At 35.8% G+C, this 815-nt stretch carries 1 protein-coding gene; it reads left to right on the top strand.

The features are described from left to right. Positions 1–75: 75 nt before the first annotated feature. The coding region (gene murQ / locus COI44_RS23720; RefSeq protein WP_098430067.1) for an N-acetylmuramic acid 6-phosphate etherase at positions 76–815 on the top strand (740 nt) is incomplete at its 3' end.

Raw genomic sequence — 815 nt, 5'->3', positions numbered from 1 at the left:
ATTTTATTTCAAAGATAGTTATAATATATATGAAATTAAATTTACTTTTAAAAAATTACTTGAGGTGAAGCAAACATGCTTGAGAATTTAACAACCGAAACAAGAAATGAAAAAACAATGAATTTAGATGAAATGTCTATAGAAGAATTTTTAACCGTAATGAACGAAGAGGATGCTAAAGTTGCCGCTGCCGTTCGAAATGAAATTCCTAATATTTCTAAAGCTGTTGAAAAAATTGTAACTGCTTTCAAAAGTGGGGGTCGCTTGATTTATATAGGAGCAGGCACAAGTGGCCGCATAGGACTTTTAGACGCAGTCGAATGTCCTCCTACATTTGGAACAAGCCCAGAAGAGGTAGTAGGGTTAATTGCAGGTGGAGAAAAGGCTTTTATAAAAGCAGTTGAAGGAGCAGAGGATAGCGAAGAACTTGCAATTGAGGATTTAAAGGAAATTAAGTTAAGTAAAAATGATATTGTAGTCGGGATTGCAGCAAGTGGTCGTACGCCTTATGTCATTGGTGGTTTAAAATACGCCAAAGAAATTGGTGCTTCTACTGTAGCGGTTAGTTGTAACAAGGGCTCAAAGATTGGTCAAGAGGCAGAAATAGCAATTGAAGTTGTTAATGGACCTGAAGTATTAACTGGTTCAACTAGATTAAAGGCAGGCACTTCTCAAAAATTAGTATGCAATATGTTATCTACAGCATCAATGGTTGGTATTGGAAAAGTATACGGCAACCTAATGGTTGATGTTCAATCAACAAATGAAAAACTAGTTGAGCGTTCAAAGCGTATTGTAATGGAAGCAACTTCTTG

Origin of the sequence: Bacillus sp. AFS088145, assembly GCF_002564465.1 — a bacterium.
Lineage (GTDB): Bacteria > Bacillota > Bacilli > Bacillales > Bacillaceae_G > Gottfriedia.
Note: the sequence above shows the minus strand (reverse complement) of the source record. Positions and strands in the feature narration are given on the sequence as shown.